The 26,702-nt window shown below is 65.2% G+C and carries 29 protein-coding genes and 1 pseudogene; 12 read left to right on the plus strand and 18 right to left on the minus strand.

Annotated features, from left to right (window positions below):
• Positions 1 to 942: 942 nt before the first annotated feature.
• The gene (locus tag BJ980_RS00130; protein ID WP_179500423.1) at positions 943 to 1,986 is read left to right on the plus strand and encodes a hypothetical protein; all 1,044 of its coding nucleotides are present in this window, start codon (positions 943 to 945) and stop codon (positions 1,984 to 1,986) included.
• Positions 1,987 to 2,361: 375 nt separating this feature from the next.
• Complete coding sequence (locus BJ980_RS00135) at positions 2,362 to 2,961, plus strand: hypothetical protein (protein ID WP_179500424.1); 600 nt, start codon at positions 2,362 to 2,364, stop codon at positions 2,959 to 2,961.
• 133 nt (positions 2,962 to 3,094) lie between these two features.
• On the opposite strand, the gene BJ980_RS00140 is transcribed toward BJ980_RS00135, so the two are convergent.
• The 3 genes from BJ980_RS00140 to BJ980_RS19540 form a co-directional block, all read right to left on the minus strand.
• Positions 3,095 to 3,391: a hypothetical protein gene (locus BJ980_RS00140; RefSeq protein WP_179500425.1), complete on the minus strand. Its 297-nt coding sequence runs from the start codon at positions 3,389 to 3,391 to the stop codon at positions 3,095 to 3,097.
• Positions 3,392 to 3,631: 240 nt separating this feature from the next.
• Positions 3,632 to 3,874 carry an alpha/beta fold hydrolase gene (locus BJ980_RS19535; protein WP_425490261.1) on the minus strand — a complete coding sequence of 81 codons (243 nt, stop codon included), beginning with the start codon at positions 3,872 to 3,874 and terminating at the stop codon, positions 3,632 to 3,634.
• Entirely contained in the window at positions 3,817 to 4,638 is an 822-nt protein-coding gene (locus BJ980_RS19540; protein WP_425490348.1) for an alpha/beta fold hydrolase, read from the minus strand. Before BJ980_RS19540 ends, BJ980_RS19535 begins: the two co-directional genes overlap by 58 nt.
• Positions 4,639 to 5,762: 1,124 nt before the next feature.
• On the opposite strand from BJ980_RS19540, the gene BJ980_RS00150 reads away from it, so the two are divergent.
• Both BJ980_RS00150 and BJ980_RS00155 read left to right on the plus strand, forming a co-directional pair.
• Complete coding sequence (locus BJ980_RS00150) at positions 5,763 to 6,614, plus strand: DUF4062 domain-containing protein (protein ID WP_179500426.1); 852 nt, start codon at positions 5,763 to 5,765, stop codon at positions 6,612 to 6,614.
• Between the two features lie 621 nt (positions 6,615 to 7,235).
• A complete protein-coding gene (locus BJ980_RS00155) occupies positions 7,236 to 8,228 on the plus strand; it encodes a DUF3644 domain-containing protein (protein ID WP_179500427.1) in 993 nt (330 codons plus the stop codon).
• 193 nt (positions 8,229 to 8,421) lie between these two features.
• On the opposite strand, the gene BJ980_RS00160 is transcribed toward BJ980_RS00155, so the two are convergent.
• On the minus strand, positions 8,422 to 9,021 hold the full coding sequence (locus tag BJ980_RS00160) for a tyrosine-type recombinase/integrase (RefSeq protein WP_343047891.1): 600 nt from the start codon (positions 9,019 to 9,021) through the stop codon (positions 8,422 to 8,424).
• A pseudogene (locus BJ980_RS19155) lies at positions 8,998 to 9,177 on the minus strand (hypothetical protein); the annotation flags it as partial. The pseudogene BJ980_RS19155 and the gene BJ980_RS00160, both read right to left, overlap by 24 nt.
• A 265-nt stretch (positions 9,178 to 9,442) precedes the next feature.
• Between BJ980_RS19155 and BJ980_RS00165 the strand changes: the two are divergent.
• The 4 genes from BJ980_RS00165 (at position 9,443) to BJ980_RS00180 (ending at position 12,648) form a co-directional block, all read left to right on the plus strand.
• The gene (locus BJ980_RS00165) at positions 9,443 to 9,952 is read left to right on the plus strand and encodes a hypothetical protein (RefSeq protein WP_179500429.1); all 510 of its coding nucleotides are present in this window, start codon (positions 9,443 to 9,445) and stop codon (positions 9,950 to 9,952) included.
• A 70-nt stretch (positions 9,953 to 10,022) separates the two neighbouring features.
• Positions 10,023 to 10,400, plus strand: a complete 378-nt coding sequence (locus tag BJ980_RS00170; RefSeq protein ID WP_179500430.1) for a hypothetical protein — start codon at positions 10,023 to 10,025, stop codon at positions 10,398 to 10,400.
• Between the two features lie 43 nt (positions 10,401 to 10,443).
• Positions 10,444 to 11,640: a hypothetical protein gene (locus BJ980_RS00175; protein ID WP_179500431.1), complete on the plus strand. Its 1,197-nt coding sequence runs from the start codon at positions 10,444 to 10,446 to the stop codon at positions 11,638 to 11,640.
• Positions 11,641 to 12,144: 504 nt separating this feature from the next.
• Positions 12,145 to 12,648, plus strand: a complete 504-nt coding sequence (locus BJ980_RS00180; protein WP_179500432.1) for a hypothetical protein — start codon at positions 12,145 to 12,147, stop codon at positions 12,646 to 12,648.
• A 318-nt stretch (positions 12,649 to 12,966) separates the two neighbouring features.
• Here the strand turns inward: BJ980_RS00180 and BJ980_RS00185 are convergent, their stop codons facing one another.
• Positions 12,967 to 13,332, minus strand: coding sequence for a hypothetical protein (locus BJ980_RS00185; RefSeq protein WP_179500433.1), 366 nt, complete (start codon positions 13,330 to 13,332; stop codon positions 12,967 to 12,969).
• An 86-nt stretch (positions 13,333 to 13,418) separates the two neighbouring features.
• Between BJ980_RS00185 and BJ980_RS00190 the strand changes: the two genes are divergently transcribed.
• Both BJ980_RS00190 and BJ980_RS00195 read left to right on the plus strand, forming a co-directional pair.
• Positions 13,419 to 15,068 carry a bifunctional 3'-5' exonuclease/DNA polymerase gene (locus BJ980_RS00190; protein ID WP_179500434.1) on the plus strand — a complete coding sequence of 550 codons (1,650 nt, stop codon included), beginning with the start codon at positions 13,419 to 13,421 and terminating at the stop codon, positions 15,066 to 15,068.
• A gap of 115 nt (positions 15,069 to 15,183) precedes the next feature.
• Complete coding sequence (locus BJ980_RS00195; RefSeq protein WP_179500435.1) at positions 15,184 to 15,459, plus strand: hypothetical protein; 276 nt, start codon at positions 15,184 to 15,186, stop codon at positions 15,457 to 15,459.
• A 60-nt stretch (positions 15,460 to 15,519) separates the two neighbouring features.
• On the opposite strand, the gene BJ980_RS00200 is transcribed toward BJ980_RS00195, so the two are convergent.
• Positions 15,520 to 16,131: a DUF998 domain-containing protein gene (locus BJ980_RS00200; RefSeq protein WP_179500436.1), complete on the minus strand. Its 612-nt coding sequence runs from the start codon at positions 16,129 to 16,131 to the stop codon at positions 15,520 to 15,522.
• A gap of 47 nt (positions 16,132 to 16,178) precedes the next feature.
• Positions 16,179 to 17,801 (minus strand): DEAD/DEAH box helicase, encoded by a 1,623-nt coding sequence (locus BJ980_RS19370; protein WP_343047607.1) that lies wholly within the window; start codon positions 17,799 to 17,801, stop codon positions 16,179 to 16,181.
• A 245-nt stretch (positions 17,802 to 18,046) separates the two neighbouring features.
• On the opposite strand from BJ980_RS19370, the gene BJ980_RS00210 reads away from it, so the two are divergent.
• Both BJ980_RS00210 and BJ980_RS00215 read left to right on the plus strand, forming a co-directional pair.
• Positions 18,047 to 18,331, plus strand: coding sequence for a helix-turn-helix domain-containing protein (locus BJ980_RS00210; RefSeq protein ID WP_179500438.1), 285 nt, complete (start codon positions 18,047 to 18,049; stop codon positions 18,329 to 18,331).
• Between the two features lie 14 nt (positions 18,332 to 18,345).
• Positions 18,346 to 18,504 (plus strand): hypothetical protein, encoded by a 159-nt coding sequence (locus tag BJ980_RS00215; protein WP_218855359.1) that lies wholly within the window; start codon positions 18,346 to 18,348, stop codon positions 18,502 to 18,504.
• A 55-nt stretch (positions 18,505 to 18,559) separates the two neighbouring features.
• On the opposite strand, the gene BJ980_RS00220 is transcribed toward BJ980_RS00215, so the two are convergent.
• From BJ980_RS00220 to BJ980_RS00265, 10 genes are all read right to left on the minus strand, one after another.
• Positions 18,560 to 19,348, minus strand: coding sequence for a GntR family transcriptional regulator (locus BJ980_RS00220; RefSeq protein ID WP_179500439.1), 789 nt, complete (start codon positions 19,346 to 19,348; stop codon positions 18,560 to 18,562).
• A 61-nt stretch (positions 19,349 to 19,409) separates the two neighbouring features.
• A complete protein-coding gene (gene fabG, locus BJ980_RS00225; RefSeq protein WP_179500440.1) occupies positions 19,410 to 20,180 on the minus strand; it encodes a 3-oxoacyl-ACP reductase FabG in 771 nt (256 codons plus the stop codon).
• Positions 20,181 to 20,206: 26 nt separating this feature from the next.
• Complete coding sequence (locus BJ980_RS00230) at positions 20,207 to 21,205, minus strand: phosphotransferase enzyme family protein (protein ID WP_179500441.1); 999 nt, start codon at positions 21,203 to 21,205, stop codon at positions 20,207 to 20,209.
• Complete coding sequence (locus tag BJ980_RS00235) at positions 21,205 to 21,855, minus strand: microcompartment protein (RefSeq protein ID WP_179500442.1); 651 nt, start codon at positions 21,853 to 21,855, stop codon at positions 21,205 to 21,207. Before BJ980_RS00235 ends, BJ980_RS00230 begins: the two co-directional genes overlap by 1 nt.
• 46 nt (positions 21,856 to 21,901) lie before the next feature.
• Positions 21,902 to 22,180 carry a BMC domain-containing protein gene (locus tag BJ980_RS00240; RefSeq protein WP_179500443.1) on the minus strand — a complete coding sequence of 93 codons (279 nt, stop codon included), beginning with the start codon at positions 22,178 to 22,180 and terminating at the stop codon, positions 21,902 to 21,904.
• Positions 22,181 to 22,236: 56 nt separating this feature from the next.
• On the minus strand, positions 22,237 to 22,551 hold the full coding sequence (locus BJ980_RS00245) for a EutN/CcmL family microcompartment protein (protein ID WP_179500444.1): 315 nt from the start codon (positions 22,549 to 22,551) through the stop codon (positions 22,237 to 22,239).
• Positions 22,551 to 23,051, minus strand: coding sequence for a hypothetical protein (locus tag BJ980_RS00250; protein ID WP_218855361.1), 501 nt, complete (start codon positions 23,049 to 23,051; stop codon positions 22,551 to 22,553). Before BJ980_RS00250 ends, BJ980_RS00245 begins: the two co-directional genes overlap by 1 nt.
• Positions 23,048 to 23,650 carry a BMC domain-containing protein gene (locus BJ980_RS00255; protein ID WP_179500445.1) on the minus strand — a complete coding sequence of 201 codons (603 nt, stop codon included), beginning with the start codon at positions 23,648 to 23,650 and terminating at the stop codon, positions 23,048 to 23,050. Before BJ980_RS00255 ends, BJ980_RS00250 begins: the two co-directional genes overlap by 4 nt.
• 3 nt (positions 23,651 to 23,653) lie before the next feature.
• Positions 23,654 to 25,276, minus strand: a complete 1,623-nt coding sequence (locus BJ980_RS00260) for an aldehyde dehydrogenase family protein (protein WP_179500446.1) — start codon at positions 25,274 to 25,276, stop codon at positions 23,654 to 23,656.
• Positions 25,276 to 26,562: a class-III pyridoxal-phosphate-dependent aminotransferase gene (locus BJ980_RS00265; RefSeq protein WP_179500447.1), complete on the minus strand. Its 1,287-nt coding sequence runs from the start codon at positions 26,560 to 26,562 to the stop codon at positions 25,276 to 25,278. Before BJ980_RS00265 ends, BJ980_RS00260 begins: the two co-directional genes overlap by 1 nt.
• Between the last annotated feature and the right edge of the window lie 140 nt (positions 26,563 to 26,702).

The raw sequence follows: 26,702 nt of genomic DNA on the forward strand, positions 1-26,702 counted from the left end.
TCGATCCAAGTCAATCGCGGCGGAATGGGGCACGCGTCCAGCGCTCCGGGGCGCGCGCGGCTGGACCGAACTCGAGGTAGGACGACACGACAAGGCCGGGTGAGTGGAGCGAGAAGAACTAGTCCCAGCCTGACTCCAGAAGCCGCCTTGGCTCTCGCGATGGGATCGGTCGATAGGGATCCAATAGGTGCGAAGTGGGGCTCCACTCACGCCACCCATATGGTCCAGTTCGGTGCTTGAATGCACCGTTGGCGAGATTCGACCAACTGGACGACCGAGGGAGGTCGCACGTGCCTCACGTGCCATAGGACAAACCGGAGCGGATACACGCCGCCCTACGGGTTCACTTCAATCTCGATCCCGGCGAGGCTTTGGAGATTCAGTCCCAGGGGGACCCGTCTTTGCTGGTGGTTAAGTGGTCCGGCGGCGAAGGCACGCTCACTCAGAAGCAGTTCCAAGACCTGTTCGAGTAACGCCTCGGCTCTCGGACAACTTCGACGTCAAGCAAGCTCCTGCCGGCTGTGTGCTGGCGGTATGTTCCGGTGACCGGGAGCGCAGTGCTTCCGAGGCGGCTAGACGCAGTCGCTTCGGAAGCACTCCGTTTTGTACGGGCAGAGGGAACTCTGTCGCGCGTTGGGCAGGACCACTGAAACAGGGCTTGCCCATGTCCCGCTACTCGCGCGAATGCCGGCAGGTTCGCCAGCCACTACACATTGTGTTGATCGGCGAGGGGAGATCTGCGAGTGGCACGTCTTGCGTCGATGTCACCGACTGTGGGGCGTGTAACGCGGGGCCGTGTCCGTGGATCTAGGCAATGCCCGCTGCCTCGATAGCGGCATGTCGAACATCCAGCACCCGGTGGCATCGTCGTAGCTCGCGGTTTACCAAACTCGCGCCCGAGCCGACTGTAGATCCCGACGTCGGGGCGTTTAGGGTCACGGTGTGACGAGTGCTGACCCGATTCAGTGGACGCTGGTGCGCGGTGCATTGCTTGTCGTCGGCGAGCCACCAGAGTCGTTCAACCTCAGCCTGACGCTGGGCGATGTGACCGTCGATGTCCTTGGGCCGGTCCAAAAGAATGACAAACTGCTCGGGATGTTGGCGGTGGCGCACGTCGACCTGGAGGCGGGTCCAGTCGCCGGAAAGACGGTCATCCTCCCGCATGAGTTGCGCGAGAAGGCGGAGTTCGCGCTCGAGATTGTGACTCGGTTGGTCGGGTTGGATCGCGGTGTTGTGCATCGGACGGTGTCGACCATTCCGTGTCTGGGGTTTGTGCCGAGTGACCTGTCGATGCTCGAGGCGCTCGATGGGACAGATGTGGACCATTCGCGGCCGCCCGCGCCGATGGTTGGGCATGGTGCAAAGGGGATCCTGGACGAAGAGAAGGATGTTGCCCTGTTGCAAGACCGTTTGGACGGGGTGGTGTTGTTGAGCGAGGCATTCAACACCTCGGGCCCGGTGGGTCAGTTTACGCAGTTTTGGCGGTTCTTCGAGCGCGCGTTCAAACTCGGTCACACTGAGTTGACTCCGAAACTGAAGGAGTTCCTTGCAGGCTCGAAGCACGGGTTCGCCGACGCCGAAGTTCAGGAGTGGGTTGACGCCCGGAACCCCGCGGTTCACGCGAATCGCGGGACGACATTCACGCTGGACTCCGATGTTCTGCAGCACGTTCGCCGGATGACGGAGGCGGCGTACGACGTGCTGATGAACAAAGTGAATTGGTGGAGCAAGGACGCTGAGCGGCGGGACGCTTGGAGTGCTGCGTCGGGGTCTTCCGGTCCGAACTCGGACATGTTCCTGACAAAGGGCAAGGGCGCGGGCTTTCAGCTGCTTCTCACCGATGAGTTCGGATCATTCGTGTGCTCGATGGACGGGTCGTTTGAGCGCTACCTGCCGGAGGGCTTGTGGCTGCACTCGGAGGCAGATGGCGGCACCTTGAAGTGGAACGCCGTGCCGTTGGATGCGCTCACCGATGAGCCCCAGTAGCGCGACGCACATCATCCGGGCGTCGCCTCAGCAGGCCTTGAGACCGAACGACGGGAGCGATCTGTAGCCGTCGCGCCGAGTACTCGTGTTCAGACATGAGCAGAGAATAGGAGGCCGCAAAAGATTGTTCGATGCAGCGGGTGAGCAATCCGCTCTTCGGGCGATCCGGATGCCGTCCCGCGCCGACAGGCGGGGGATAGACGCACGTCCAGTGGCCGCCGTTGCTGAGGCGTAGGCGCTTGGTAAGGCAGCCACTCGGTTGGCAACCTGCGTCTTAGGCGATACTTCAGCGTGCACATTTCGGTCCCGCAGCGTCTCCGGGTGTCACCGAGGCTAGTCCCGGCGCTGACTCTGGTTTTCGCCGGCGTCATTGCCGTGAGTCTGATCTTCGCTACGACCGACGTGACATGGAGATCTGTTTGGATCGGTCTCGGCGCGACATGTCTATCTGCGGGCTTAGTCGACCTGAGTGCCGTTCTGGAGCGGCGACGTCAGATGCTTCCCGTTGAGCGTCTCGCAGCCAACCGCATCGGCAGGCTGGGCCAGCTCGTGTTTGCGCTGATCGACGTCATGTTTGAGGGCTACCGCAAGGAGGAGTCGGAGGGGCATATCGAGTCACTGCGAGCGCTTCCCGACGGGCCCGTGGATTGGACTACCGCGGCCGCGATACACCCCCCGAGGAGCAGGGCGCAGAGAGCCGTCGAGCTCACCGAGGAAATCCGGAATCTCCAATCGGAGTGCATAGCGTTCGCGGCCGCTGGAGTGCTCGGACGGGAGTTTGAGGCGTTGGACCAGGCAATCAATTCGTCAACGGCGTTCGGCATCGCCAAAGTCGCCAGGGTGGCGCCTCGGCAGCGGTCCAGCAAGGTGCTCAGCGACTCCGCCGCCGATCTGATCGCCGATCTGCAGCCTCATCTCATCCGCGCAAGCGAGATCGCTGGCCCGACCTGGAAGTTCGGCACGCCGAACTTCTAAGGCGGGCGGAGGACTGCTTGGGACTGCAGCACGAATGCTCGCGGTGGAATGACGTAGCCAACCGCAGTCGAGCGTGGACGGCGCGCAGGACAGGCACAGCAGCCCGCGACCGGGGAGCGCGGGCTCTGGTGAGTCAGTCGGCCACGGGAACGCCGTACTTGTCCGCCAGGCCAAGGACATGAGGGCACGGCTGAAGATTTCCGCACGACGCGGTCTGCGGCGGATTATCCGTAGCGAGGCCGGCTACACCGGGTGTGATGCGCCAGTGGGTCTTGAGCAATTCACGATCCGCACAAAGAGACTCCAAGGCCTCTTCGACCTCTGCAGTGCTCCAAGCGCTTCCATTGGGATGACGGAGCGGAGTGCCGCCCTCCAAGGTCGTGATCTGGGAGGTCAATTCGTCATAGATGCGTTCGTGTATGTCGGCCACATAGGGAGTCTGCCTTAGTCGCACGGTCCGACAACGTTGAGCCCGCGAAGTGCTCCACCCGGCACGTGGAATGCATTTTGGGATTCGTACCGATGGTGCGCACTGAAGTCGCCACCTGAGCGCAGATGCGCCAGACAATCACCACGTCACCTACGCCGACCTCGTCCGTGTGGGCGGAGGTCGCTACCGCCTCGCGTAGCGGACAAGCGGCGAAGTGACGCAGTCCTTGGCGACGTTCGCCTAGCCCGAACGCGACGGCGGATGGGTATGACAGAACTCGCGCACGGCCCGGTTCACCTGCTCGGGCCGTTCCAGATGGCTCAGGTGCCCTGCGTCGTTGATCACGACGAGCGTCGAGTTCGGGATCGCCTCGTGGAACTGGTGCGCGACGCTCAGGGGCGAGCGAACGTCCTGCCGTCCCCAGATCAGCAGGGTGGGGACGGCGATCTGAGGTAGCAGGTCGCTGAGATCGGTCTGGGCCATGATCGACAACGCGCTGCGAAGGGTGTCCGGCCGGACGTCGGCAGCGATGGCCGCGAGCAGGGGTAAGAACTCTTCCGGCGGGTCGTTGGCGAAGACCCCGGGAAGGGTGAGGTCGAAGACCTCGCCCTGGACGGAGAGCATTTCCGCGTGCTCGTAGCCCGCGCCTTTACCTCATCTGCGGGCAGTGACCCCTTCCACCCGGCGTAGGTGCCGATCAGGATCAGGGTCGCGACGTGCTCAGGATGACGGCGGTAGAACTCGAGCAGCACCGTGCCACCCCAGGAAATGCCTGCGATGTGCGCTGGCCCGAGATCGAGGGTCTCGAGCCATGCGGCGAGTCCATCCGCGATGTCCGCCAGGTCGAAGTCGTCGGGAAGGTCCGAAGAACTGCCAGCGCCCGGTTCATCCCAGGCGAGGACGGTGAACTCGTCGGTCAGGTCCGCGAACTGCGGTGCCCAGATGCGGCTGTCCTCGGCCGCGCCGTGGACGAACACCAAGGGCGGTCCCTCGCCGTCGCGTTGGTAGGCGATCGTGAGACCGCCCGTCTCGACAAGTTGCACCTCTCCAAAGTACTCGGGCCGAGCACGGTTGGGCTCCAGAGGCACAGGCGGTGGAAAGACGCACGTCGAGTGCGACTGCGTCTGCCCTCGCGGTGGCATGGGGCAGACGGACCTGACACTGCCTCGATGCACCACACCCCGGCTCCAAAGACGATTAGAGTTCGGACCCATGGACGTGTCCACCGCACTCGCTACGGCTGGCATTAGTGCGACAGTGAGCGCGCTTGTTTCCCTGGCAGCGGTCTCCTCAGTCACTATCCGACAGGAACGAGCCAAGCGCCGCGAGAACGCCCGTGAGACGCTTCGCGAAACGGTTCAGCCGCTCCAGCACACGCTGTCCCGGTACATCTTCGGGGCCGGTCGCGCGAAAGCCCCCCGCGATCTAGGTGGCGCGATGGCGCTGGACGACCTGGCAGACGCCATCCGCGTGACTCAGGCAGCCGAGCCTCTCCCCAGATGGCGGCGGGGTCTGGTCCGACGACGGCTGGGGCGCATCTACGGCAAAGGCGTCATGACTCTGATCCGCGACTACCCAATCAGCCCGGGAGCGGCCCCAGAGGGAGCGGTGACCATGTGGCTGACAGCCGCTCTGCTCCAGATTGACTTGCCGGACCACCCCAACCGGTCGCTCCTGCATCGCACATACTCCAACCTGACGTCGACTGACAGCGGAAGAACTCTGGCGCGGGAACTCCGGTTGCTACGCGAGGCTCGTTAGCCGCAGCGGAGCTGCGCGGGAGACCCATCCTGCAACCGAGTACAGAGACCTCGTAGCGGCCGCGAGAGACGGTCTAACCCGCATCAAGCAGCTACGGCCAACGGCGGATGTGTGCGCGCAATCATGGCGGACTGACGTACATTCGCTGGCCCTGATCGGCTTGTCTGAAACAATCAGCTGTGCCGCTGGGGCCCATAAGCAACTGAAGTCGAGTCGTCTGTCGGTCATAACGGGCACCATGACCACATGAGCAGACGATTGACAAACGAGATGACCGGGGAGACGACCCACCGAATCCGTGACGACGGCCGCATCACGGACGAGCAGACCGGCGAGACAACCCACCGGCTACGCCCAGATGGCCGCGTCACCGACGAGCGGACAGGCGAGACCACCCATCGGGTCCGTGACGAACGTCGTCTGACAGACCAAAGGGCCGGTCAGACGACTCATCGAATCCGCGACTGAACGAGTGCCAACTAGTTGGCCGGGTCGCACTGCCGGGCCGGGTTCGTATGCAGCGCATCGCGGCGGCCCAGCTCGCGGTGTTATGACGCACATTCGCAGGACTACGGCACAGGGGCCATCGCACCGGATACCGTCAGGGACTGTGACCTTCTCCGCGAACGTGCTCCGTGTCCTGATCGCTTCACCGTCCGACACCGCCGAGCTGCGCGACGCCGTCGAACACGCGCTTCATGGGTGGAACGGCGACAGGTCGGCCGCCTCGTCCGTGGTGCTGTTGCCGCGCAGGTGGGAGACCAACGCGGTTCCAGAACTGACCGGCGAAGACGGCCAGACTGTCATCAATCGGCAGTTGGTCGACGAGGCCGACGTTGTCATCGGGATCTTCCATTCGAAGCTCGGCCAAGAGACGCCACGGTACGCGTCAGGGACTGCGGAGGAACTCCATGAGGCGAAGGACGCCGGCAAGCGGGTCCACGTCTACTTCTCGTCGATGCCGATCGACCGTGCACACGTTAACCCGCAGGCGCTCGCGACGCTCGAAGCATTCAAGAACGAGATCGAGAAGCTAGGTCTATACGGGTCGTTCGACACCCCTGGGTCGTTGAAGGACCAGGTGAGGCGAGCGATCGAGGCTGACATCGTGGCGCTCAAGCTGGGTGCACCGATCGACACGCGAAACCCCGTCAGAGAAGGCGCCGCGCTCCAGGCTCGTGCGGTGAAGGCGGGAACCTCATATCAACTGAACCTTCGGAACACTGGAGACACTGACGCGGAGGACATCTCGTTCGAGCTCACGCCGACTGGAGATGACCCCGACTCCGAGGCGCCGATGATTCTGACCGATCCCGGCCCGTTTACTCTTCCACGGCACGGTGGGGAGATTTCGGTCCCGGTCATCTTGTCGTGGGGGACGGCTTCGCATGTGACGATCTCGTTCGAGTGGTCCGAAGCTGGCGTCGCGAAAGCGTCGTCCCACACGGTGTCGTTCTTCTGAGATCGGAGTCGCCCGCACGGCCCGATTTTCTCAAGCACAGCCGCAGCTCCGCCTGGGAGCGACTACGACCGGTACCTGCGCCAGAAGTACGGGTAAGGGACCGGCTCAGTGGCCCTGACGACCATGTGGCCACATGGGGTGACGTAGCAGTTGAGAGAATGATGGGGCCAGGGCTCGCCCATTTTCAGATTGCATTCCGGGCACGCGCCCCACGGTCCTGCTTCGTCCTCCCGCATGACGCATGCCTAACCAGCAAGCCCTCAGAGGGCTACAGCGGACATGGCCACCGTCGGCGCCAACTACCCTCGTGAGACGCAGTGCCTGCGTGCTGTGGTTCGACCCACAACTGCTCGTGGTCCGCAAGCGGTGGTATGACGCATTCCGGACCCGCCTGCCGGCTGTGCAACAACTGCGAGTGGAGTCCAGGGGTTGGGCGCGGCATGCTGTGCTGCCAAGCTGATGGGGGAGCACGACCGAGTCGCCGCATCAAGGTTCTCACCCCCGAGGCAGTCACGCATCATCACGGGTAGCCTGATTCCGCCTCGGACCAGGCTCATCTTCGATACCGTTAAACGTGCGCTTGAATCTTGCGCGGAGCCTTACTTCTCTAAGGATCATCTATTGGCCGCGCCGTATGTGTCTCACCCGAAGCTGATCGAGAATTCCTTCGCAGCGATGCTGTCGGCAATCGAGGTCTACAACAAGCCTCAGATGACATACCGTGACGAAGTCACCGTCATGCTGGTGGTCAACGCCTGGGAGCTGGCGCTGAAGGCTGCGCTTCGTAAGAAAGGTTTCTCCGTCTTCTACCGCAAGGAGCGAGGCGAGACGTATCGGTCACTCACGCTCGACGATGCCTTAGGGCGGGTGAATGCGAAAGGGCTTTGGCCAAAGACAGTCGCTGGCCCTGCGCTGGTCGCCAACATCAAGGCTCTGTCGGAGTACCGGAACCGGGCGACCCACCTCTACAACAACCCGGGCTTGAGCGCAGTGATTTACCGGTTTATGCAACAGAATGTACTCAATTACCGGGACTTCATGCTCGCCCAGTTTGATAAAGATTTCGCAGATTCCATCACCTGGCAACTTTTGCCTTTGGGTGCAACTGCTCCGGCAGACAGTGTGAAGTTTATGCGCAAAACTAATACGGCCGGCTCGTCCGCAGAGCTCCATGATTTTATCGACGAACTGCGTGCCTACATGAGTACGGCTGAGGCCGCAGGCGGTGACATGGCTCGCGTTGCGACCGTGTACGACATCAACCTGCAATCGGTACGCAACATGAAGGCTGCCGACCTAGTGGTTGCCGTCGACCCGAAAGGCGCGGAGACGGTGGTCGTGAAGAAGACTGACCCAAACACCACTCACCCGTACAGCTTGAAGGATCTGCTCAAACTCGTGAACAAGCGGAGGAGCGGGCGCGATCTTACGACTTACGATCACACGGCCCTGTGTTGGGACGAAAAGTTGAGGGAGAACCCGAAGTACTCGTGGAAGCACAGCAACGCGCCAGCTCCTATGTGGTCGAACGACGCAGCTACGCATCTCGCGGGCCTGACAGATGACTACGTGGACGACGTCAAGGCCCGCTACACGGAAAGTCGAAAGAAGTAGTCGCCGGTGCCCCGGAGCAGGCACAATGCATCGTCGGGTGTTGCCTCACGGCTTTGCTCTGGAAGGGTCGCCCAACCCCGGGGTGGCAACGTGTGCGTCATTCTGGGCGCAAAGGACGCATGACGTTCAGGCTCCCGCGACGTAGGCAGTGAGGAAATGGACGCCGTGACGGTCGAGGTTGCCGCGAGCACGGTCATAGTGCTCGGTTGTGCGGGGGTCCGCGTGGCGGGGCCAGGATCTGGGCGTCGCGTAGCGGGACTCCGGCATCGAGAGCGTTGGTGATGGCGGCGTGGCGCAGTGAGTGCGGGCTGATGTGTCGCGGGATGCCGGCAACCCTTGTGATCCTGGCAACCATGCGATAGGCGTCACGGCGGTCGATCGGACGACCTGTGGTGGGTCGCAGGACGAGTGGCCCACTTGTTCGCTGACCTCGCCATGCCTCCACGACGCGGAGGACAGGGACGGTGAATGGCATGGTGGCGGGCTTGTTCCCTTTGCTGACCAGGTGCAGTACCCGGTGCCCGCGCAGGATCTCGGCGTAATCCTCGATGCGTACTGCGACGGCCTCGGATGCGCGCAGGGTGTTGATGCCGAGGAGAAACGCCAGCGCCCCGTGGTGGACAGTCAGGGTCTGGGCGACCTGGAGGAAGCGGATCAGTTCGAGGCGGTCGAGCCCTTGGGTGCGGGACTCGTCGTGCTGGACCTTGGGAAGGCGCGCGTAGACCGCTGGGTCGGCCGCAATCAGCCCGTCGATGTGTGCGAACCGGAAGAATCCGCGGACCCCGTGCATCATTGTCACGATCGAGGAGTCCATCAGACCGGTGTCGCCGAGCTGATGGATGTACAGCTCGACGTGTGCCCGCTGGATTCCGAGGAGGGGATCCAATCCGTGGTCCTCGCCCCAAGTGAACCAGCGTCCGAGCTGGTAGGCGTACAGCTTGTGCGTGCGTCCCGAGTAGCGAGCGAGGTAGGAGACCGCAGCCTACTGCGCTGTGGTCATCGTGGTGGGCTGGAACGGGAAGACGGTCGACTCGGACATGGAACACTCCGTGCCGCGGCTGGCTTGGCCCAGCCCGCCCACCGCCAACGCACCGAGCACCTGAACTCGCGACGCTAGTCCGGCACCGGACTCAGCGCGTCCGCAGGCGGCGGCAAGACCTTCACACTATTGACGGCGCGCGGCATTGTCGGTGGTTCAGTGCACACTTTCGGTCGTGGACGATCTCTCTGCTCTTATCTCATCAATTACCGCTGTTTTGGCAACGGGCGTGTCTCTGTTTTTGCTGCGCCAGGGGCAGCTCGACCGCCGCGCGCTGCGGCAGGACAAGGACCGCGAGCAGGCCCGACAGATCACGTCGTGGTCGGATTGGCATTCTGATGAGGTCGCCACTTTCGCCAGGCCACGGCTACCGGCGGTGTTCGTGAGCAACTCTTCTGATGCGGCGGTGTACGACGTGTTTGTGGACTTTCGTTCGCCCGTGAGCGGCGACCTGTTCCGGGCATCCATCGGCCCGGTTCCCCCGGGAGAATCGCGCAAGAAGGTGATCGACTATGACGGGTCTTTGGGCGATGGCTGGGAGCCGGCGGCACTGCACGCCAAGGTGAACTTCCGGGACTCAGATGGGAAGCGATGGCTTCGTGATCCGCTCGGACAGCTCCGCCACGACCCGGGTGCTGGTCAGGACGGCTTCTTCGAAGATGGCGGGGTGCTTCTGCCTGACTGAGGTCACCAAACAACGCGAACTCGCGGTGGAATGACGCGCGACTACGGAAGCGCGATGCGATCATGGAGGTATGGCTGAGGTTAAGTTCCCGCCCGCGAGTGCGACCCCGCGGGCGTTCTTCGTCCCGGGTGCCGCTGACTCGGTCATGGCGGAGGATGCTTGGCAGGGGTTGCGCCGGACCGCAGGCTTTGCCTGCACGGACCGACGAGTGCAGCGTCTCCAATACAACAACCGTCGCGGCGTCTTCACGAGCGAGGTTGGATACCTCGAGAACGATGACGAGTACGACTGGGTAACTACTGCGATCTTTGAGCCTGCGGACTCTGCGGCTCCCTGGATGATCTCGATCATGAGGATTTCCAGTGGTCAGCTTGTCTGGCGCGACCCACCCATATTGGTCGGCCGACCCGACGTCCTTGAGGTGACTGACTTCCTCGCGGCAGATTGACGGTTGGTCCCGAGTGTCACAACCCAAGGTGGAGGAACAACTCATGGACCTGACGGGCGCGGCAAAGCCAGAGGATGGTGGAGACATGGGCGCCGAGCCCGCCAGCGAAGTGGAGCCTCAAGGCGCCAGCGACGAAACGACCGAGTGCACGCCCGTCGAGCAATGGGTGCGTAGCATCCTCGGTGCTTTGCTAGATGACCTAGTCATCGCCATGCGCGACCACATCGCTCCTCCTCTGACCCTGCCGCCCAGCGAACATGTGGCGACCCGAGCACCAGAGCTGGCAGCCGCGTACGACGCCTGCGCGAAGCTGCTCGACCAGCGGTTTGTTGAGAACCCGGCCGAAGCGGCCGAGGTACGAGGAATTCTCCCGTGGCACCTTACTGACCCCAAAGAAGAACACTTCATCGCCACTTTGCTGGAGGCAGCGACCTTCATGGAGTACTACGCGTTCGACGAAGCAGTCTTCGCCGCGAAGGATCCGACAGCTCGGCTATACGCAGCGCATCCAGAACTCCTAGACGACACAGATGACGACGGCCTGCTTCGAATTTCGGGGCGCGAAGTGACTCCACAAGTCCTGTTCCACCGCGGCTCAGCGATCCCGTACCACCGATTCCTGCGCCGCAACTTCGGCGGCCACGTCAACGACACCCTGACCCAGACCCTGCTGGAGGCGAGCGATGGCGCGGCGGCAGAACTGAGACTTGCATTGAATGAGCAGAACATCATGGCGAAGTCTGCGTTCACCCCGTACTTCGAGCACGACTACTGGTTTGGGCCACCGCTGTCGCCCAGCGTGCTCGACGATCCATACAAGGTCGGCACCACGGTTCATGCCGACCCGCGATCGGGGCTAATGCATGAGTATCCGCGCCTGTACGTGCACTGGGCGATGGATAAGGAGGGCCGAAAAGTCGTACAGATCGAGGAACTGTCCGACGACTCTGGCTCGAACCAAGGTGGCTACAGAATCTTGCGCTACCTGCACGCCATCCGTGACATCGAGCGCGGCACGTTCATTCACTGCGACGGGGCCGTCCGCGCGTATACGTCCGAACAGTACGCCCTTCGGTGCAGAAAAGAGTTCGTCACCGGGCGCGAATCGGCCTCCCGCTATCGCAAGGTATTCCGCCTTGACGGGAGTATCGCTACCGACGCTTGGAGCAACATCGCGGCAGGTTGGTTCCGCGGAAACAGACTGATGACCGAGTACCTCCAGAGCTTGAGTTCGGCATGAGATCGCGCTCAGCGAAAGTAGCGGCAAGTGGCGGCCGTCAATGGTTGGCGCGCAATCGCCACGTCGTCCGCGGTGGAGTGACGCAGGACCGGCATGCGAGACACTGAATGCCCTCCTCGAACCCGAAGACGAGTTGGCGGACAAGGACCGCCTGGTGACCACCGGCCGGTGTCCTGGTAGGTAACAGCGGCAGGCTGACCCGGCTGCCTCTACGCGACCGCTCCTGAGAGGGCCGCACGATCGGACCTGAGGTTCGATCCGGCTTCCGACCCTCGGGGGCCGTCGATAGGGACGCGCTGCTGCAGGCGCGGCCTGCCACAGGCCGGGATATAGAGCCAGTCCACGTCCACCCTGGTCAGGGTCTCAGCCGGACACTGACAGGACCGCGATGTCGCCACTTCATCAGTACTGAAATCAGTACCGATCTGGACTTGCACAGTAGGTATTCACGTGCTGTACTCAGTACATGCACACAAGGTGCTGGTGAATCTACAGGAGGACAGCATGACTAACTCCAACTACGGCAGCAGCGACCTCATCGCGAAGGCTTTGCGCGCCGGCGCTGAGGCGATTCTGGCCGTGCTGAACGGCACCGAAGGCGGCGCCGCCAAAACGGTCGCAGGCGTCGCGCCCGACAACGGCGGGCCGATCGAGTACGACCCTCTGCACGACGACCCGCCCTTCACCCCGGTTCCGAACGGCGGCACCGAGGCCGAGGGCTGGATGACATCGGTCACTTACCTCGGCGCCATCGCCCGGATCAACGCCGAGGAGAACCGCGGCGCCACCCGCGAGGAGATCCCTGTGCTCGCCAAACGCGCGGGCTACGTCGACGGGCGTGTCGTGAACGGGTGGAACTCGCGCCCCACCAGCGTGCGGTCAATCGAGAACAAGGACGGCGCTCGCTTCCTGAATCAGGCCGGGCTCGACTACGTCAAGAAGTGTGCGGATAAGCTGGGCATCACCCTCGTTGGGGAGATGTCGGCTGTGCCCACGCCCGAGGCATGAGCCGGTTAGGTGGGTCAAGCGTGCGCGCGTCTCGCCCCTCCTTACCGCGGCGGTGACGTGGCGACCGGTCCTTCGGTGGGTGCCAACCAAGGCCGCGTCTAACGAACTACAGCTGGGTTGTTGCCCGGACCTCCTCGACCTCACGAACATCGACGCAGTTGGTGCCTCGGAGGCGCGTCCTTCTGGGTGGAAGGACGCGCATGTCTCTAACGGTGACCTCACCTGCGGACGCGCTTGCAGATCCAGTGAGCTGGGCGGCGTTGCCAGCCGAGGGGATTGCAGGTTCCCGAGTCCCCAGCGCTACGACCGACGGCTGGCTCAGTCCAGTGGGGTGTCGACCCAGCCGACGAACCGGCTGCCGATGCCCACGATTTCCTCACGCTGTTCGCCGGGGAGTTGACGCGGCAGATCGTAGGGCTGGTGGGAGTCGCAACTGACGAAGGTGAACGTTGGCCACCACTTCTTCGGCCTGGCCTTCTCGGCAAACCCGCAGACATCGCACACCAGATCGACCCACACCGGCCGCTTGCCGGTCCGGTTGGCGCGGGACTGAGCCAGCCACGGTGGCGGGCTGTCCTCGATCTCGCCCAACTGGCCTTCAGTGAGCATCGCGGGTAGCCCGTGCCGGGTGGCCATCTCCAAGGGGATACCCAAGCGTTGGGCGGCGTCGCGGCGGGTGATCATCGCGTCAATGATAGTCAGTGCCGCTCTCGGGCACTTGCGCCCGGGCTTCTCTGCGGGCGCCGGTCGCGGAGTGCGAAAGTGTGCCCATGACCCGCATCTCGCTCTCGCGCCAGCCCGACGAGCGGGTGCTCGTGCTCGAGGGCGCAGATGAGCGAGTGATCGCGGCGGCCGACCTGACGGCGTACGTGCGCGAGCGTGAGGCCGACCGACCCCGCTGGGTGTGGGACGACACTGCCCGGTGGCTCCCGCCGCTGCTGGCCGCTGGAGTGCGGGTCGAGCGCTGCCACGACCTGAGGCTTGGCCACCACCTGCTCCGGCGTGCGCCCGCGATCGACGTCGCCCTGCTGGTCGGGCCGCAGTCGACGCACTGGGACCGGCTCGGTCCCAGCGTGGCGTCCGAGCCGACACTCTTCTCGTTCGACGGCGACGCCGAGCACCTGCGGGCCGACCTGGAGGACGCCCGTCAACTCGCAGCTGTCGCGTCATCCACCGAGCCCGCCCAGCTGGGTCTGCTGCTCGCGGCGGAGTCGGCCGGTGCGTTGGTCGCCGCGGAGATGACGTATGCCGGTGTGCCGTGGCGAACCGACCTCCACCAGCGCATGCTCACCGAGCTGCTCGGTCCGAGGCCGCCGATGGGCGTCCGTCCACAGGGGCTCGAGGCACTGGCCGACGACGTACGACGTCTGCTGAACGTTCCGGGACTCAACCCTGACTCACATTCCGAGCTGCTGGCCGCACTGCGGCGGGCCGATCTCGAGGTCCCCGACACCCGGGCCTCGACACTGCGTCAACTCGATCATCCGGTCGTCGAACCACTGCTGCGCTTCAAGCAGCTCGCGCATCTGTTCCAGACCAACGGCTGGGCCTGGAGCGATGAGTGGGTGAGTGAGGGCAGGTTCAGGCCGTCCTACCAGCCGGCGGGATCCGCCACGGGCCGGTGGTCCTCCAACGGCGGGGGAGCACTGTCCTTCCCTGCTCAGATCCGGCACGCCGTGGTGGCCGACGAGGGCTGGACCTTCGTGGTCGCCGACGTGGCACAGCTGGAGCCCCGGGTGCTGGCCGGCATGAGTGGTGACCGCGTTCTGGCCAAGTCGGCAAGGGGCGCCGACCTCTACCAGGGGATGGTCGATGACGGCGCTGTTGCCACCCGCAACGACGCCAAGCTCGGACTGCTCGGTGCGATGTACGGCGCCACCAGCGGCGAGAGCGGTCGCATGGTCGCCGGCCTCACCCGGCGCTACCCCGCCGCTTTCGGTCTGGTCGAGGAAGCGGCACGAGCCGGTGAGCGAGGCGAGGCCGTGCGCACGCTCCTGGGACGCGGGTCCCCGACACTGGGGGAGTCATGGGACCGGGACCCGAATGGGCCGCCGCTCGACCCAGAGGTGCAGTCCCGTCACCGCCGTACTTTCGGCCGCTTCACCCGCAACTTCGTGGTGCAGGGCACCGGCGCCGAGTGGGCGTTGTGCTGGATCGCGGACCTGCGCAACCGGCTCTGGAGCATGGGCGACGAGGGGCCATTCATGACCCGCCCGCACCTGGTCTTCTTCCTCCACGACGAGGTCGTCGTGCACACCCCGATCGCGCTTGCCGACGAGGTCGCAGCGCAGGCGACCGAGGCTGCCGCAACCGCCTCCGGCCTGCTGTTCCGCACCCTCGGCATCGACTTCCCGCTCACCATCTCGATCGTGCGGTCCTACGCCGACGCAGGCAAGCCCGGGGTCGCTGTCGTCCCCTGACGGGGAATGCCGGGGCACGGACATCGAGTTGAGTACGACGGCTCATGCGAGCCGCCGCCTGACGGGCGAGGATGGGGACAACGCCACCAGCCCTCCACCCGAGGATGCAGTCCACATGGAGCTCCCGCAGAACACGAACCGCGCAGAGGCCCCACGGCCGACCTGGATCCGCGCCCTGATCCTGATCATCGGTGTGGTGGTCAGCGCAGCCATTGGCTATGCGACGGCACTGGCCGTCGCCATCTTCGCCGTCCTTGTCGGCGCTGCCCCCTTGCTTGCCGGGGAGAGCACGCCGCAACAGCCTTGGGTCACTCCCGTCGCTGTCTGCGCCGGGCTGCTCGTGTTCGGCCTCGGCGTCTGGCTCACCGTGCGGGCGTTCCGTCGGCGTTGACGGAGCCCTGGCGCGCCAACGTCGTGCTCGCCAGAACAGGGGTGGACGGTGGCGACGTGCTCAGTCCGGGGCACGGGCGTGGACGCAGGGTCCACTCGTGGCGGAAGGTCGCACCGTCGGGGAGCCCCCATCGGGACGGACCCGCGTCCACGCGAACCCGGCCAGCCCGACCAGCACCGGCCACAGGGCAAGACGTTCGAGGGCACCCGATGCGGGGCCGTCACCGGAAAGCACGAACGACACGGCCGCGATGCTGGTCAGGACCCCCGCGCCGAGGAGCGCCCCCGCTAGACGTGGGTGGTCATTCCGCAACCGCGCGCCGAGAACGATCAGCGCGATCGGCTGCGCGGCGAACAAGGGTGTCGCCGCGATCGCATGCAGGGTGGCGTCCTGGTCGAGAGGCGCGAGGCCCGTGGCAACTGAGCTCAGACCGGAGACCACCAGCAATCCCGTGACCCACGGCCCCACGTGCCGCGAGAGCAGCACGGCACCGACGGCCAGCAAGGCACCGAAGCCGATGAACGAGCCGTTCATGAGCTCGTGCCGCGGCGAGCAGTATGCCGAGGAGCAACCGATCTCACCGAGTCGACTGACCGAATCGGAGACGAAGCTGTAGCCGCCGGTCGTCGCCGTCGCAACGACGAACTCGGTCGCGATGTAGGCCGGTCGCACCAGGAGTGCCAGTGCTCCCCAGCGCGCAGCCCGGACCCCGGTGATGTTCAGGAGGCGCCGTCCTCGGTCAGGGCCGCGGGCGACAGCCAGTCGGCGCCGAGGAGCTGGGCGAGGTCCGTGAGGCCGGTGGTGTCGCTTCCCACCGTGTCGGAGGCTGCGGCGATGCGCTCCACCATCACCCTTCCGACCTGCTCCTCGACGGTGCCCTCGGCATAGGCGATGTGCCATGGCGAGACCTGGTGGTCGCGGTGGGTGCGGCCGGTCACCTGTCGTGCGGCGATGCCGGAGAAGCGGGCCTGGTGGAAGACGCCGACCCGCGGTTCGGTGCTCGCCTGGTGCCCATCGGCGAGGGTCTCGCCGGCGTGCAGGCTGATCGAGGCGACCGTGGTGAAAACGCAGACCTTCGCCTGCCCTGTCTGGAACCTGAGCCGTTCGGCCTCGGGGTCGAACCGGTCACGGCCATAGATCGTGGCCACCTCGAGACCGGAGTCGCGCAGCCGGTCGGCGATCGGGTCCGCAGCCGTGGTGACGAACTCGACCGAGCACGCCACCTGTCGCTCGGCCTGGACCTGCTGGGCGATCCAGGCGACCGTCGAGTCGACGCGGATCAGCCCGGCCTTCTGTCGGAACCGCAACAACGCCGCCCTGCCCCGGGCGACGTTGCGCCCGCGCCTTGCGATGTCCATCTCCTGGCAGAACTCTCCCCACTCGGCCTCGTACGCCGTCCGCTCCTCGGGCGTGAGAGTCACCGGCATGCCAGAGATCGGCACGGGTCCCCACGGCGCAGCGCGGTGCAGCATCGCGGGAGGGTCCTGATCGGCCAGCCAACCGCGCACCAGCTCGAGATCCGTCGCGCGTCGTACCGGATCGGTGGTCCAGGTCGCGCCATGACGTCCCGGTTCCACGCCGAGGCCGTGGCGCTCGAGTGCGGTCGCGAAGGCGGCCCCGGGTTGTGTCGCCGAGGTCCAGTCCTGCATCGGCTCACCGAGCACCTGGGCGTAGGCCGGGGCGAGGTAGGGCAGTTCGAGGGGCGTGTGTCCGGGCGTTGCTGTGGTGGCGATGACGAACGGCGCCTTGTCGTGCGGCTTTCCGTGTCCCGAGATCCGTGCCCACAGCTTCCACCGTTTTGTCGTCGTACGACGCAGGGCGTGGGCCTCATCGGCAATGATCACCTCCCACGTGTGGTCCTTGACCTTGTCGAGGCGGTCCCACGTGATCACGACCCACTCGAGATCGCCGTGACCCAGCGCCATGATCGTGCGGCACCAGTGACCGATCGTGATCGCGGCAGGTCGGTCGGCGATGACGAGCACGCGTCGCGCGCCGCGGAGATCACTCACCGCGCTTGCTCCGAGGACCGCGGAGATTGTCTTGCCCACGCCGGGCTCGTCGGCCAGCAGGAACTGACGTCCGCCTGCTGCGGCACGCGCCGCGATCGCATCGGCCGCTTCGTATTGGATCATCCGGGGTTCGAGTGCCTCGGTCGCCTCGGGGTTGGGCGTCGGGTCGTCGGGGTTGAGGGTGTTCTCGATGAACCGACCGAGCGTGTAGGGGCCCGGAACGTAGGGCGCGAGGTGCTCGGGGACAGCCCGGCCGACGTACAGGTGGGTCTTGACGCTCGTGTGCCAAGTGGCGTCGTCGACCTGTGTGCCATAGGGGACGTCGAGCACCCACAGTCGCTCGCCCGGCCCGGCTGTCGGCAGTGGTCGCTGTGCCCGTCGATGTGATTGTCGCGCGCCGCTCCGCCGCGGGGACGCACTGCGCCGACGGGCGCTGGATCGGCGAGAACTGGCCACCCCCGGACACTATCGGGGGCGCCCTCGCGAACAGAGCCGGCTCGCAGGCTCAGCACTGCAAACCCGTGTCGTCATATGGCGACAAGTGCTAGTGTCGTCGTATGGCGACAATGATTGAGGTGACTCGACCTGACGACATCGGCCCCGCGCTACGCGAAGAGCGACTGGCTGACGGTCTGACGCAGGCTGCGTTGGCCGAACTCGCCAACGTGGGCCGCCAGTGGCTCAACTCCTTCGAGATGGGGGAGAAGGTTTCCGCTCCGCTCAACATGGTCATGCGTGTGATTGCGGCACTCGACGTTGCCGTCGTCCTCACGCGGCCGTCGCTGGCCGCGACCGGGGCGAAGCCGGAGGCCGCGGAAGTGTTCGACCTCGACGAGCACCTGAGGGAGTACGACCAGTGAACTCGGCCAGCCAGGTGTCCGACGAGCACACCCTGTATGTGGTGATGAACGGTCGCGTCGTCGGCGACATCGCCCTGCGCGATTTGCTTCGCGTCGAGGTTGACGTCGTGGCTGCCGATTCGCTGCGCGGAGAGTTCCGCGACCGGGTCCTGCGTGAAGCGGTGGCAGTGTGAGCGAGTCACCTTGCCGGGCAGTCCTTCGGGGCACCCCGCAGGTGCTCGAAGGAACCTAACTCGACTCGGGCAGCGACGAGATGCGCGCAAAGTGCGCCTGGTCGGACGGCACCCCACGCAGGCCGCGCCCTGGCGTACGCATCATGATCTGAGTGCGGTCCGAACGGAACAGGTCGTGGGAGAACTCGATCGGCACGCCGTCCTTGTCGTAGGTCGTGCGCGTGATGCCGAGCAGCGCGTCGCCGGCGGTGACAGAGAGGAGCGCTGCTTCCTCTTCGGTAGCGTTCACGACCTCGATGATCTCCTCGGCATCGGCAGGAACGACATCGAACTCGGACTCCAAGAGCTCGTATATCGAGCCGCCGAGCGACATCTCGAGCAGGCCCGGGAACCGTTCGGCGGGCATGCGCGCGTGGTCTAGCGAGAAGGGCTTTCCATCGGCAAGGCGCAGGCGGCGTACATCGAGCACCAGGCTGCCAGCCGGAAGTTGCAGGGCACGTTGGGTCATGGTGTCGGCAACTCCCATGCGGGTGGAGACCACACGGGTGCCGGCGGCGTAACCCTGTCGGGCGAGGTAGGCGGGGACTCCTACGACCTTGGTGAGGTCGTGCTCCACCTTGCCGTGAGTAATGAAGGTGCCGCCGGTGCGGCCAGCGACCCGTCGAACCAGGCCAGCCTCTTCGAGCTGCGACAGCACCTGACGCAACGTTCCGCGGCTCACCCCGTAGTGCTCAGCCAGCTCGCGTTCGCTGCCCAGCCGGGCACCCGGGGGCAGCGTGCCGGAACCGATGTCAGTCAGCATGCGCCGGCGCAGTTGCTCTGCGACGGCGTGCTCCGTTGCCATAGGTTTCCCTTCGGGTGTCAGTGTGCTGCGGGGGGGGGGGTGACTGGAAACCTATCCGACTTCACATCTCCTGCAGCGCCATCAGCGACTCGGGCAGCACCTGACCTCCGTCGACGATCAGACTCTGCCCCGTGATGTAGCCGGCTTCTTCAGTGGCGAAGAAGAGAGCCGCGTGCCCAATGTCGGCCACATTTCCAAGGCGGTTCTGTGGAACGGTCGCGGCCATCGAGTCGAGATACTCCTGGCCCAGACCGTCGAGCCCTTCGGTGGCGATGTTGCCGGGGAGCACCGCATTGATGGTGATCTTCTTCGGTGCAAGCTCCATCGCGGCGGTGCGCACAAAGCCGAGTTGGGCGGCCTTGCTGGCGCCGTAGTGCGACCAGCCCGGGAACCCTGTGTGCGGTCCGGTGATTGACGAGGTGACGACGATGCGGCCGCTGCCACTGGTGGTCAGTGCCGGCAGGCAGGCCTGCACCGCATAGACAGTTCCCTTGAAGTTGGTGGCCATCACCAGCTCGAGATCGTCGGGCGTCATCACGTCCAGTCGCGCCGACGGGAAGATCCCGGCGTTCGCGCAGAGCACGTCGATCCCGCCGTGGCGTTCAACCGCGACTGCGGCCAATTGCTCGCACTGGTCCCGGTCGGTGACGTCAGTGACGACGTACGACGCCCGTGCGCCCAGGCCTTCGGCGGCGGCGCGCAGGGATGCTTCGTCGCGCCCGGTGATGAGCACCTTTGCTCCTGCGTCGGCGAACACCTGGGCTATGCCGCGCCCGATGCCCTTGCTTCCGCCGGTGACGATCACAGAGCGGTCGGCAACTGAGGTGAACATGTGCATCTCATTCCACTAGTGAGGGTTCAGACGATTGAGGAGCCGCCGGAGGCGACGTAGCGTCGGGCGAGGTCGAGTGAGGAGGCCGTGTAGCCGGGTCCGACGTCCTGGCATTCGCGTGAGTGCGAGTGGGAGCCCATCCATGCGACCAGCAGGAGTCGCCGCAACATCACGAAGGTTGCCAGCATCTCCTCGTGTTCGGCGCTGAGTTCTTCGACGGATCGATAGCCACGCAGCCACGCTTCTTGCCACTCGGGCAGTCGCGGGTCGTGCTCGATGAACGAGACCGCAGTTCCGAAGTCATACATGAACCACGAGAACCCGCAGTCGTCGAAGTCGATGACATTGACCTGGTCGTCGTCCACGAGCAGGTTGGCCAGCCGAAGGTCTGCGTGCACCAACCCGAAACGGTCGCCTCCCTGGCCATACTCCGCAAGGCGTTGCTGCACGAGCGAGGCCGCGGCACCGAGCACGGCCGACTCCCCGGGCCCCACGCCGATGCCGTCGTGCCAGCGTCCCCAACGAGGCTGCTCACCCAGCGAGTGCTCCCAGTCCCAGCTGAAGCGCGCGAAGCCCGGCGGCCTCTTCCACGTGCGGGCATGTCGGTGCATGCGGGCAGTGATCGCACCGAGTGTCTCGAAGCTGGCCGTGTCGAGGGCGACTTCGTCGGGTTCGATTCCGGGCACCACCTCGAAGAGCACAGCGTGCCGGTCGTGGCCCTCCACCTCGAGGCTGACGACACGGTCGCCGTCCGTGGTGTGGATGACCCGTGGGGTGGACACCCCCGCCTCCTTGCCAAGGGCGGTCAACCAGTCGAGCTCGCTCTCGATGGACGCACGATCGTGGTAGTCCACCCGGTGCACCCGCAGGATGCCCTCACGGCCGGTGCCCGGATCGGCCATCAGGTAGGTCGCGTTCTCTGACAGGTTGATCATCCGCAGCGTGCGCTGTTCGGACAGGCCGTAGCGGTCCAGGGCCAGCCGGGCGACGTCGTCGTCGACGGGGCTGAAGAGTGACTCGCTCATCAGTGATCCCGGCCCTCGATCGCCTGAAGCACGACAGTGATCCGGTCTCGCGCGGTGCGCACATCATCGAGCGCGCCGCTGAGATAGATCCGGCCGGCAGCACCGATCATCTGTACGTCGACCACAGTGATGCCGGGTGCTGCGCGCTCCGCCTCGTTGGCGGCGACAGCCGCGAACAGGGCCGGCGTCATCTCATAGACGAGAAGCGACTCACCAGGCATCACCATCGATCCCTGCCTGTTCCGGTTGATGATCACCGCGTGCTGGTCGGTGATGTCCTCAATGATGTCGTGGTAAAGGACCCGGGGCCGCAGTTGATCACTGGCCGAACTGCCGGTGCCGGCGAGCACTGCCTCGCCGGCGGCGACCACGTCGTCGAGGGAACGCCCGTGCAGCTCGAGAACGCCGAACTGTCGTTCGACGAACAGGATGCCCGGCTCCACCGAGGGAACCTCGCGCAGGGCGAGGTCGATCACCCGCTCGATCGCCAGGGCCGGGGCCACCTCGATGATCAGGGCGTGGTCACCCACGAACGGCGGATAGCCGCGGGCGCGGGTGGGCGTGCCCAGATAGGCCGCGAACTGTTGCTGCAGGTCCTCCACCATCAGGTAGACCCGGAGCTCGGTGCGCGACATGGTGTCGTCGGCCATGAGGCCTCCTCGATGTCAGTGTTGCTCAGGCGGACAGCTTGATGGGCTACTTGGCGGCGAGGTCGAAGTGCTTGCCGAGCTCGTTGTGCGGGCGCGGGATGACGTGCACGCTGACGAGTTCGCCGACCAGGGACGCAGTCTCTGCTCCGGCTTCGGTGGCGGCCTTGACGGCGCCCACTTCACCACTGATGATCACGGCCACGAGGCCGTCGCCGACTTCCTGTCGGTCGGTGATGGTGACGTTGGCGGCCTTGACCATGGCGTCGGCCGCGGCGAGTGCTGCGACGAAGCCCTTCGTCTCGATCATGCCGATCGCGTTGGACATTTCTGCTCCTTGGTTGTGCTCCGCTCACACCTCTTGTGTGAGACGACTGGGTGGGACTACTCGGGGTTGGTCTTGGCCTTCGCCGTGGAGGGAGCGACCGACTTTGCCGCACGGGTCGGCTTGGCGGCCGGCGGCTGGTCGATCGATCCGATGACCAGGGCATCGACGGGTGGCGGTGTTCCGGGGAACCAGGCGGCGGCCACGGACCCTTGGGCGACGAGAACGTGCTCGCCGATGCCCGTGCCGAGGACGTCGAAGGCGACCAGGTGGGCGCCGCCGTTCTCGGTGACGAGCTCCAGGAAGGCGCCGTTGGGGAGGCCCTCGATCCGTTTGGTGGACCAGACGTTGCCGGTCACGACTGCTCTCAGCATCAGCGCTCCTTCTCGATGTGGACGTTCAGGGCGCGGGCCTTCTCGCGTCCCAGTGGGGTCAGGACGGCACGTCGTCCGAGAATGATGCGGTGCCCGCACTCGGCAGCGGTCTTGACCTGCCGTTCGGTGACCGCGCCGCGCTCGATGCGTGTGGCCGGTCCGGTCGGCGTTGCCGACGATGAAGCCTTGGCCAGTCGGAACGTCAGGCGTCCGGCCCGCAGGTCCTGGCGGTTCTTGGGGTTCTCGAAGAGGGCCAGCAACTGCCGGGCGAACTGGTCGAGCTCGGCGTCGTTGGTGATCCGCACTGCCTCCGTGCGCACACGGTGCTCACGCACAGTCACGGACTCGCCGCCGATGTTCGAGGGCGCGGTCGGAGTTGGAGGCGCAGCAGGCGCGCCCGGGCGCATCTGGTCGCGGACGGCGTCCTTGACCAGGTCACCGACCATCTCCTTGACCACGCTCGCGACCAGGTCGCGCAGGTCCGGGCCTGATGAGGTCACGTCAGGCTCCGCAGCGCTTCCTCGGCTGCCTCGGCCGCCTGCCGAACGTCGGCCTCCTTGCCGGCGAGGTAGACCCGGCCGGTGGCGCCGATCATGCGATAGTCGACGACCTTGATGTCGGCGGCCTTCTCGGCCTCGTTGGTGGCCACGATCGCGTACGACGCCGGCTGGACCTCCAGCACATAGAGGGATTCGCCGGGCAGGACCATCGACCCGATCTTGTTGCGGTTGATCAGGAAGGCGTGCTGCTGGTCGATGCTGGAGATGATCTTGCTGGCCAAGATCGTCGGGCGCACCGCGTCACTCGGACTGGCTCCCAGCGCATCGAGGACTCCGTCGGCGGCGGCCTGGACGGAGCCGGTCTCGCCGTGGAATTCGAGGTAGCCGAACTGACGCTCGACAACGAGCACGCCGGCAGCGACGTCGGCGTGCTTGAGGGCGACGTCGGTGATCGGCTCGATGTCGAGTCCGGGCGCGACCTCGATGATCTGGGCGGCCATGTGTGCCCGGGGGAGGGAGCCCTTGATCCAGGTGCCCAGATAGCACATCGTCTGCGGCTGCAGCCGGTCGATGAAGATGAAGGAACGCAGTTCAGCCATGGGTCAGCCCTTGATCAGTTGGGAGAGCTCTTCCACCACGAGGCGGCGGATCTCTTCACGGAAGGTGTCGTCGTTCCCGGAGCGGCCGGGAGCGCTCGAAGTGCCGGCGCGAGGGCCCAGTTGGTTGGCCACGCGGGTGGCCAAGGCATCGACGCTTGCGGACGGTGTGTTGCCACGGATCGACGTACGCACCGAGTCGTTGGAGGCGTGCGGATAGCTGGGCACGGGCCCGCTGTGGTCGACCCAGGGAGAGACGCCAGTGAAGTCGGGCATCACCTCGGCGGGGTCGTTGTTGTAGGCGATGCGCGCCCAGTTCACGAGGTGCTTGGGCTGCAGGTTCTCGCCGAGGGAACTGCGTCCCACGAATCCGGTGCCGATCGTCATGGTGGGGGCCAGGTTGGTGCCCAGCCCTGAGCTGCCGGTGCTGTTGCCGACGTTCACGGCCACGCGTAGCACTGGCACCTCCGCGGCGTACTGCATCACGGTTTCGGAGTTGGTCGAGTGGATGGCGGCGCTGTGCCCGGCGCCGGCGATGCGTACGACGGCCCGCGCGGTGGCGATGCCGGTGGCGACGCTGGGCACGCGGATCATTCCGAGCACGGGGGAAAGCTTCTCGTGGGTGAACGGTTCTTCGGGCACGGCCTCGGCGAAGGGCGCGATCAGCACCTGCGTCTTCGGTCCGACCCGGAACCCGGCCTGCTGGGCGATCCAGGAGGCGTCCTTGCCGACGACGTCGACGTTGAGCTTGCCGTAGGGGAACATATAGGTGCGCAACAGTTCAGCTGCGTCCTCGTCGAGGATGAAGGCGCCGACGCGTTCCAGCTCGCGAGTGAACTTGTCGGCAATGGAGTCCTCGACAATGAGCACTGACTCGTTGGTGCACAGCACTGAGTTGTCGAAGGCCTTGCTGTCGACGAGGCGCTTTGCGGCCAGTCGCAGGTCTGCAGTGGCATCCACGAGCACGGGCACGTTGCCGGGGCCGACACCGATCGCCGGGTTACCTGAGCTGTACGCCGAACGCACCACACCCGTCCCGCCGGTGGCCAGGATGACGTTGGTGCGCTCATCACCCATCAGGGCTTCGACGAGCGGAATCGTCGGCTCGGCGACGCACTGCACAATGCCGTCCGGGGCGCCGGCTTCGACCGCCGCGCGGGCGAGCAGCTCGGCAGCGTCGGTGCAGCATTCCTTGGCCATCGGATGTGGACTGATGACCACGGCGTTACGGGTCATCAGAGCAAGCAGCACCTTGAAGAACACGGAGGCGACCGGGTTGGTCGACGGGGTGATCGCAAGGATCACGCCGGCAGGGCGAGGGACCTCGACGATCTTGTCCTCGGCGTTGATGCGCGGGGTGACGAAGTCGTGACCGGCGTAGGTCTCGAGGATTCCGCGGGAGCAGGCGACGTTCTTGATCACCTTGTGCTCGACGACACCGAAGGTGGTCTCGCGCACGGCCCACTCGGCGTACTTCTCCGCGTTGGCCTGGGCGACGTCGGCAACGGCTCGGACGATGCGGTCCACGTCGGCGGCCGAGTAGGCGCCATAGGAGCGCGCGGCCCATCCAGCTCTCTCGAGCATGTGGCCTGCGGCCGCGATTGCGGTCTGTTGCCGTGCTTCGGTCATCAGCTGGCCCTCCGTCCGGTGGCTGCGGCTTTCCCGGCGGCGCGACCAATGGCGAGTGCGGTCCGGTCGAGCAGTTCTTCGGTGAGCGCCGGGGTCATGAGGATGCCCGGCTTGTACTGCAGAACCCTCGGGTCGAGTGTCGAGAAGATTGCCCACACGCCGAGTTGGTAGAGCTCACGCATGACATATTTGGCGCCCTCAGGATGGGCGAACTCGAGACCGAGGACCACGCCGTTCTGGCGGACGCCGGTGAACCAGTCGGGGTTGTCGGCTTGCACCGATCGCAGTCCCTGACTGATCACGTCGCTGATGTAGTGGACCATGGAGCGCACTTCGGGGCGTTGAGTGATCTCGAGTGTCTTCAGAGCGGCCACGCAACCGATCTCGGCCCCGCCAAAGGTGGACATGTGGGCGAAGCCGTCCTGACGAAGCCAGGCACCGGCCTTCTCGCTGAGGAGTGCGGCGGCGATCGGGTAGATGCCTCCGGACAGGCCCTTCCCGGTGACCATGATGTCCGGCTCGATGCCATGCTTGGTGATCGCCCAGAGCTCGCCGGTGCGCATGAGTCCGGTTTGGACCTCGTCGGCGATGTAGAGGGCGCCGTACTTCTGGGTGAGCGCCTTGACCTGCTCGAGGTAGCCCGGTTCCGGGAGGGGGAATCCGTACGTCGCGGGGATGGTCTCCATGATCACCGCGGCGACGTCGCGTCCCTTGAGGGCCTGCTCCATCGCGGCGATGTCGTTGAACGGCACCTGCGGGAAATCGTCGGGCTGATCGGAGAGGAACATCTTGGAGAACCGATCGTCACCGGTGGCGACCGCCAGGCCGGTGTGACCGTGGTAGGCCTTCACGATCGAGACGATCTTGCGCTTCTGGGTGGCATGGCGAGCGCTCTTGAGTGCGATGTCGATCGCCTCGCCACCTCCTGAGGCAAAGGCCACCTTGGTCAGCGTCGCGGGGGCGCTGGCGAGCAGGGCCTCGGCCAGCGCGGTGCGCCCCAGGGAGGGGAAGTGGTGGTTGCCCATGTCGAAGCGGTCCATCGCGCTCTTGACTGCGCCGACCACCTCTGGGTTGCGGTGGCCGAGGTTGTAAGTGCCGCCGTTGAGGTGCACGTCGATGAGGCGGCGACCGTTCATGTCCCAGAGGAAGTAGCCCTCGCGCCGGTCGATGACCAGGTCGACGCCGCTGTCGGACCAGAACTGTGTCTTGTCCGGATTCCAGAACTCTTTCGACTTCTCGAGCATCTCTGCCTTCGAGTCGAAGCTGAAGAGGTCGTAGTCGTGCATCGCCCATTCCCTGGTGGTGGAGGCTCGGCCGGCGGTCGAGCTCGGGTGCTGCTGACCCACATCATTATTGGTTCAACCGAAAGAGTCAATGGTTCACGAACCAAAAAAGAAAGGTGAACCAAAGTCTTGATTTGGTTCAG

Origin of the sequence: Nocardioides daedukensis (assembly GCF_013408415.1) — a bacterium.
In the GTDB taxonomy this organism is placed as follows: Bacteria; Actinomycetota; Actinomycetes; order Propionibacteriales; family Nocardioidaceae; genus Nocardioides; species Nocardioides daedukensis.